4 protein-coding genes are annotated in these 8,245 nt (G+C 43.9%); all 4 read right to left on the bottom strand.

Translation table 11 applies throughout. From position 1 onward, the window contains the following. Nucleotides 1-236, bottom strand: a 236-nt coding sequence (locus tag A596_RS23830; RefSeq protein ID WP_412130142.1) for an RHS repeat-associated core domain-containing protein, incomplete at its 3' end; no start/stop codon positions are given. Between the two features lie 48 nt (nucleotides 237-284). Next, entirely contained in the window at nucleotides 285-509 is a 225-nt protein-coding gene (locus A596_RS03525) for a hypothetical protein (protein ID WP_039912692.1), read from the bottom strand. Nucleotides 510-565: 56 nt separating this feature from the next. After that, nucleotides 566-850 (bottom strand): Imm27 family immunity protein, encoded by a 285-nt coding sequence (locus tag A596_RS03520; protein WP_052417196.1) that lies wholly within the window; start codon nucleotides 848-850, stop codon nucleotides 566-568. Beyond that, a complete protein-coding gene (locus tag A596_RS03515) occupies nucleotides 847-8,151 on the bottom strand; it encodes a polymorphic toxin type 10 domain-containing protein (protein WP_039912691.1) in 7,305 nt (2,434 codons plus the stop codon). The genes A596_RS03520 and A596_RS03515 overlap by 4 nt, the downstream gene beginning before the upstream one ends. Between the last annotated feature and the right edge of the window lie 94 nt (nucleotides 8,152-8,245).

Here is an 8,245-nt window from a genome sequence, read left to right as displayed (position 1 = left end):
ATCTTCACATTGGAAGATTCACAGGAATACCCGCTCGGATCCGTAAAACTCAGCGGGTTATTAAACACATACGAATAACGATTATAACTCTGCGAATTATACGGCGCCTGCACAAACGGATCAGCACTCAGGAAGCGGCCCAATTCCGGATCATACACACGGCCATTCATGTGGAGTAATCCCACTGCATCCAGATGCTCGTGATCAGTAAAACCACGCGCCGTTGAGGTGAGGATCAGGCTGCTGTCGAGCGGGCCGTTCCATTGCTGGTAACGACGTTCGCCTCAGGCGCCGTTGGCTTGCCAGCTAATATCAGTGGCCGCACTGACGGTGGATTTACTGATCACCACAATAGAACCAATGTGGTCGCGATGCACATACTCGTGTTTGCTAGTGGGCGTTGCACCACCGGTCTGGATGTAGAGGGCGAAATCACCCACGTAGCGGGTGACACGGTCATTGCTGTCACTGTGTTTGATGTAGGTAGCCGAAGAAATTAAATAAACCAAATCAAATGCCGCTACCAGAGCAGCATTTAATAACGAAATTTATTTAATAAAATCAACTATAAGCTGTATTTTTTTTCTGCTTCATCATATGCGATATTTTTCAACGCAGGTGCACCACCTCCCTGTAAATTGCTCTCTGGATAAGTAAGCTCCCAATATCGACTGTCATCAGTATCGATATAAAGCGTATCCCAACCATCGTCTGAAACTGCGACCTTCTTTAAAAAAGCAGTAATTAAAAGTTGTATTCTTTTAGAAACAGAATCCTCTACAATTTTTCCGTTTTCAAGAACCCAAGCCCCCTCAAGAAAGTTTTCTGTATTCTTTAGTTTTTCAATCATTGCATAACTCTCCACGTTGATCCAACAGGTATTGGCCCATTGGGCATAACAAATTCCGGCGCGCCTCCCGCAGTTTTTCCTCCACCAATAAATCCAGGATTTGTTCTATTAATCGGTGATGCTATACCTGAAATACCTTTACTTGAAAATTCAATAATTTTAAATCCTGACAAGCTTTGAGGTATGGTTAATTTCTCTGCAATCTGATTTGCATTTAAACCTTTCAAAACTTTTGCATCAGTTACGAATACATCAGGGGTTGTACCAAGTGTTTTTGGATCTATATTTCCAGGCACTACCCTTGCCAGAGTTTTAGGAACTGGGTTTGCGATTCTAGCTAAACTCTTAGCCTTCGCCGGCCCAACAATCATTCCTATAACGGTAGCCGCTGTCATCGCATGCTTACCAACAACCTTCTCAGCCGCTGCAAGATCCGCAGAATCTTCTACCGAATCACCAAGACATATTCCGGCGATTCCACACCCTGCCCCCGCAAAAGCATTTCCCTCAATCGGTATAGCAAGACCAGTCGCATAACCGTTAGATTGGAAACTTTGTGGCCAATATGAAGCTTGGAAATTCTGAATGACATATTCCCAGCTCTGATTTTGCCGCTCCTGCTGGATTTTCCAATCTTGACCAAAGACTATCGCATCCTGACCACACAATGTTCCATTGGAAGAAATCCAGTCTGATCCCTGTTTTTGTCCATTAACAAAATAATCTTGTTGGAAACATTCATACCCGCTCGGATCCGTAAAACTCAGCGGATTATTGAACACATACGAATAACGATTATAACTCTGCGAATTATACGGCGCCTGCACAAACGGATCTGCACTCAGGAAGCGACCCAATTCCGGATCATACACACGGCCATTCATGTGGATTAATCCCACTGAATCCAGATGCTCGTGATCAGTAAAACCACGCGCAGTGGATGCTGGAATTAATAAATTATCCAGCGGGCCATTCCATTGCTGGTAACGACGCTCACCCCAGGTGCCATTCGCTTGCCATTGCACATCCGATGCAGAGTTAACCGCACCTTTACTCAGTGCAACAAGACTGCCGATGTGATCGCGATGCTGATATTCATAACTGTAGGTGGCGTTGGTGTTGCTACCCTTGCTAATAAATAATGCAACATCTCCGACGTAGTGAATTTTTTGTGTGACGCCATCTTTGGTGACTTCCTCATAAATACCACCAACATAGTTGGTCACGCGTCCATTGCTGTCACTGTGTTTAATCCGATCCTGATTGGGGCCGTAAACAATGGTTGAAAATTTGCTGCCTTGTGTGATGCTGACGGGTTTATTGAACGGACTGTACTGGACCGTACGCGTTAGCTGCCCGGATTTGGTCGCCGTTTCCAGATTGCCGATAGCATCGTATTTGTAACTCCAGCCATTCGCCGATGTCACTGCATGCGGACCAGCCACATTACTACCATTGGTGCCATAACCCAGCGTCCCGGTCATTCCTTCCTTCGTAGCAAGGTTTCCCAACGAGTCATAAGTGAAATCATTATTGGCACTGCTACAGCCAGTAAAACGCGCGGCTTTTAAACGGTTAAGTCCGTCGTAGCACAGGCTTTGTGTGAGGGTATTTTTGCGATCTTCACGCGATTTTAAATTACCAATAGCATCAAACTTGTAACGCTGATCCTGAATAACCAGATTACCTTTTACGGCCTGAATTGTTTCGATACGGTTATAGAAGGGATCAAACGTCTGATTGGTTACAACGTCGTTACCCAACGTAAATTGCTTGAGGTTGCCTTGCGCATCCGCATCATTGGCTTTCCACACCCGGGTATTCGCCGAGTCAATAATTTCACTCATATGACCGTAGCTGTTATAGCGATTGGCAACGACGTAGCCCGTGGGATATGTGGTTGCTAACGGACGACTAAAACTATCGTAGCTGGAGGTGATGGTGTAGCTGTTACCGCCGTAACTGTATGTTGTGGCTTGCGGCAATCCCATGTTCGTGTAGGAATATTGCTCGGAATAACCTGAGCCATCGGTATTAATACCATTCAGACTTGCCAACTGGCCTTTACCATAGGTTTTGGTATCGTAACTCCAGCTTTGCGTTGTGCCCGAACAACTGCTGCTGGCATTGTCGATACGCTTGGTTTGCCGCTCCAATGCATCATAACCAAAACAGGTACGCTGGTTTTTTGCATCGGTTTGCGTTGCCATTAATCCCAATGAGTTATAGGTATAACTTGTTTTACCGGTATTGGGATCGGTCATTTCCGTTTTGCGACCCAGCTTATCGTATACAACGTTTACCAGTGTTTTCGGATCATTATTGACTTGCGAGGTTTTTAAATCCCCCCAGGGCCAGTAAGTGAAATCGATGGGTGTGTTGGCGTTATCTACCGAGCGTATCACCCAGCCAGCCGCATTGAGGTAACGGTTCTGCGTTTGATTCAGGCGATTGGTCGTCGCATGGCGCAAACCATTGTAAGTATAAATTTCGCTCGAATTATCAGGGAAATTTATTGTGCTGATTCGCCCCAGGTCATCGTAATTGCGCGTTGTGGTTTGCTGCACTCCACCACTAAAGAAAGGTGCAGAGACCTGATAAATACCACCGCGGCTGTTATAGGTTTGCACCGTGTAGGTATCCAGCCCGTTCAGGCCTTTGGTGCGCCCCCCTATTTCACGATTAAATCCATCGTAATACGTACGAACCGCGGAACTACCGGTTGTTTTTACCTGCTTATACCACACAGCAGCAGAATGAAAACCGGAGCAGGAATTACACTGGCGATAATCAATTTGTGTATTGGTCGCATCGGCATACACAATTGATGAAGGGCGTCCCTGAGCATCGTAGAAACGTTTGGTTTCCAAACCATTTACATCGATTTCGCTGGTTGGGACACCAAAAACCGGGTGGAATTTTGTAGTTTCCTTCAGCCCGAGTGGTTTGGTGGTTTCTACCTGGCGCGCACCTGAAGAATCAAATGTTTCAATGATGTTAGTTTCACGGGTTGTGATATCCAGACCATCATTTGCGGCATCGTCCCAGGCTTCAGTAATTTTCCTGACAGAACCAAATCCGTTATAGAGGTAAGTCGACGTTACCTTGAAATTATTGGGGGACGCCAATTCCGGCTCTATGGTTTTAGTTTCCAATTGGCCGAGCGAGTTATAGGCAAACGATTGCGTGCGAACGTCATAGGCTGATTTTGTTGCCGAGGCAACAGCAGAACCAACCCAGGCATAGGCCTTGCGTTTTTGAACCAATGCCCGCGCATTGCCTTTGCTGGTGACATCCAGATTTTCCAATGCATTGATTTGCACGGAAGCCGACGATCCGGATTGATCGCACATGGCGGTTTGGCTGAACAGTAAAACACCATCAGCGGAATAATCATTATCCGCAGCGCTGCCTGCATTGGTTACCACTATAGAAGGACTTTCTACCAGCTCATCACAAGACGCCGTAGCACTTGCCTGATTCTGGGTTTGCGAATTTGCGATTTTGGTTCCGTCCAAATCCCATTGCTGTGAACTGGATTTATAGAGGTACGAAAAATAATGCGGGCTCTTGAAAGCAGTATCTATATCATCACTATAAATGCGCACTTTCCATTGGTTGCGGGTATCCGATAATTTTTGCAATAACGCGCCCGAAGAATTACTGGTGTAAACAAGTTGTTGCCTCACTCGCCCTGCCAGTTTGTATTGGGTATCCGCCGATTGATAATAACGCGTAATCGTTTTTATTGGCGTTTTACCAGCAACGGTATCCAATACCTCTACTTGCGCAAAGCCCAAGTCACCATAACCGGAACCGTGGGTTTTGGAGCCTTTGTAAATGTATTCACTTTTGTTGGTGCTGCCAGCACCATTGGAAACCTGGATTTCTCTTACACCAAAACGCTTACCAATCACTTTTGCCGATGAAATAAGAGAATAGGAATTATCGTTCCTTGATAAATCCTGTGCTGCTGCATCGGTAGTATATTGATAAATTTTTTGCGACAGCAATGAGTCATACGCAATATTAATCCGACCAGAGGCTTCAATTATCGACTCGATACGATTGGATTTAACATTGTTTTTCAGCCGTGCGTCGGTTTCCTGGTTACCATCATTATTGAAATCATCAACTCTCCTTTTGGCAAGGGACATACGGGTATAAGTATCAGCACCAACTGATTGCAACAATGGCAAATCGCTAATATTAACCGGAGCAGAAAATATTATATTACCCTCTGCATTTGCCCCCAAGGAGAGATAAACACGCGAAGTGTGCGCCGTCACACGATGGACATAGTTCCAACAGGAATCGCGAACTGGCGTTGCATCACGACACTCTGCCAATATTGCTGTAGTACTCGTTTCAACGATATCATCCATTCCATCATTGTTAAAATCAAAAATATCATATCTACACTTGTTAGATATGGGCTCAATTCCTGCACAATTCCCACTGTTGGAACCTGATGCCTCAGCAATAGAGAAGCTCGTAAATCCTTTTAACTCATCACCTGCTGCTATCATTTTTCCTATTCCTGCCTTGACACTAATCCGGTCAGAAGAATAAGAAGGCATTTTCACAATATCAATTCGTCCATCACCATTGAAATCACCCAAATAATTATTGAGAGCAATGGATTTTCCCAACGGGATAATGGTGAAACCATCCTTACCATTATTCAGGCCAACAATTACAAATTCATAAGTACCATTTGATCTTGGATATGCAGTATTTGCATAAAAATCAATGGTGCCATCGCCATCAATGTCAACAAAATTCAATTTGAACGTATTTAATTGACAGTCACGGAAAGCCGGACCAGCGGAAGACGGGCATAATGGACTGGGGCCAGCCCAGTTGGAATACCAGGAAATGAAAGCACCGAACCCCGTTCCAGTATTAAATGCAATAGAAATATCTTTAGCTGCAGATGAATCAAACTTACACCAAACTGTTGAGCCATAACAGCTGTAGGGGTATCTAATTAAATCGATAAGACCATCGCCATTAATATCTGCATATTCTGTTTCATATGCATACACATTTGGAGACGAGTCAGTCGCCGGCGGTGAATTACTTTGGTTAATGTAGGATGACCAGGTACGAATGGCAGAGTAGGAAATATCGCTTACACTTTTTCCGTATGAGCTGGCAGGGGTAGACTCTATTGATGTGCCATTACTTAAATAGACAGTGACCCCACTCACCAATTTATTTTCTTTAATAACATCTTCAAAACCATCGCGATTGACATCGGCTTTTCTGTATTTGATATTTCCCAATTCCGTAGAATCACCACCGAAATACGGCTCAAGCCTTCCATCGCCATTGATATCCAAATATACCTTAACAGTTGAAGAACCCTCGTCCTGATTTAACCCTGATGATGAAAACCTGTAGTTTTCTACCGTTTGCAAATTCCAATCAAATTCCACAGGCTTTGCACAATCTGTCAACGAATTACCAATGCATTTTTTAACGCTAGCCAAACGACTGGTTTTTGCCGGATCGGAATATTGTTTCCCGTGATACATTTGACCGGCTTGCTGATACGCAAGGTTATAGGTATGAATCGTAACGGAGGACGACTTCAATTCGATTTTCGAAAGTCGCTTATCATTTTTAACCTTCATCCCCGCAACGTATTTTACGGAAATGTCTTCACGGTTTTCATAATAAAATTTCACTGAGTGCATAGCACTCAGAAGAGGGTTGCTTGTATAGGTGATTGAATCCGGATAATGCGACTGGTGTCCACCTGATGAAGACTTGCTATAAATGACGGACCAACTATTGTTGGAGACATCTTTTTGCTGATCCAGATACCACGCATAAGTTTGGCTCTGATCATCCTCCAATTTGCTATCCGTATTAAAACCATAGCGGCTTTGGATTCCGACATTATTGGTGACCTCCCAGTAATCCCCCATTTTTTTAACACGCAAAAAACTTTCACTTTCGGTGCGATACTCACCGGTAGCGACTTCAACCAAACGCTGGCCATCAATGCAATATTTGTAATTATCTCCTGCCTGTATTCCACTTACATACCCATCGCGAACCATGCTGGCATTGCAGCGACCAATAACGGAAAGCCCACCCAAGGTCCAACCCCATCCCAGCAATCCATTTTTTGCATTGGAGTTATAATTCAGTTGCAATTTTGGTTGGACACCATTGATTCCAACTGGAATTGACAGTGGAAGGGAATAATTAAATGAGCCATCAGGGCCAACGCTATGTGAGCCACCAAGTGCACCGTTGTAGATGGATTCTGTCATTGAATCAGCAGCAGGATTAACCGGTGCGGTCTGGTTCAAAGACTGGATAAAGTTTGATGCTGTACCCGACAAGTTAATTGATTGAGCAGACGAACTACTTAATTTTGATGAGCTAGCCACTGAACTGCTAAAAATTGTTGCAATACTTGATTTCGAAGAACTATTGGTTGCAGTTGCCCTGTAATTAAATGAAGAGCCTACGAAATCCCTATTCAATATTGCCCCATCTGAATAGGTTATTAACACTCTCCAATAATAGGTAACGCCATTTTGAAGTGGCCCGGGTGTGGCGGGCGGAGTCGAACCTTTTGGTGTCCATCCCGAGCCATTATTCCAGCATATACTGGTTGTAGCTGCTGAATTTATTTGGTATTGCCAACGAGTAGATGGAAAATCAGGCGTGGTGGACACCATTACGGTGTAGGAACCAAAATTGCTCTGAGTGTATATATTCCAGGTAAAACAGGGCTCCCCAGCTGAAGCATCCACAACTGCTCCATTCGCAGGAGAATTGGCAAATACCATGCGTCTGTTATCCAGTGTCGAAAAAGTATTTTCAACTGACTTGGTTACATTACTCGCATAGATATGCCAGTAATATGTTTTTCCATAGGGCAATGACGCTGGCGTCGCGTTGGGAACTACTGTTGCAGCACCCACATAATTGCCATTTCTCGTTTTTCGAACCCAGGTGGAATCCCAACCTATACGATTCAAATTAGTATCCAGTATGCTTTCTGCAGGTAAACCTTCTTTAATCCAAAAATCAATATATTGATCAATACCCGCACCACCACCCCTGGGCTGCTCGGACACGATAATATTGTATGTAACACCCGGAATAAGGCTGGATGCGATGGCAGTAAATTTTGGATTGGATGAAACTTTATCGTTATTAATTGGATAACGAGGCTGCGCTGTTTGCGCCAACGAAAAAGCACTAAAAAAAAATAACGCGATTAAAATTAAATATGTGGAAACGAATCGAAATTGAACGGCAAGGAAAGGATGCATTGAATACGCTCCATGTATAAAGAAATAAAGCAGAAAATTAAACCTGATTCAAATTTAATCAATATTAATTAATAAAGCTAATAATTTTTTGTTA

It is taken from the genome of Cellvibrio mixtus subsp. mixtus J3-8, assembly GCF_000766945.1.
GTDB lineage: Bacteria > Pseudomonadota > Gammaproteobacteria > Pseudomonadales > Cellvibrionaceae > Cellvibrio > Cellvibrio mixtus_A.
The sequence above is the reverse complement of the archived record's forward strand: the minus strand, read 5'-3'. Positions and strand labels throughout refer to the sequence as shown.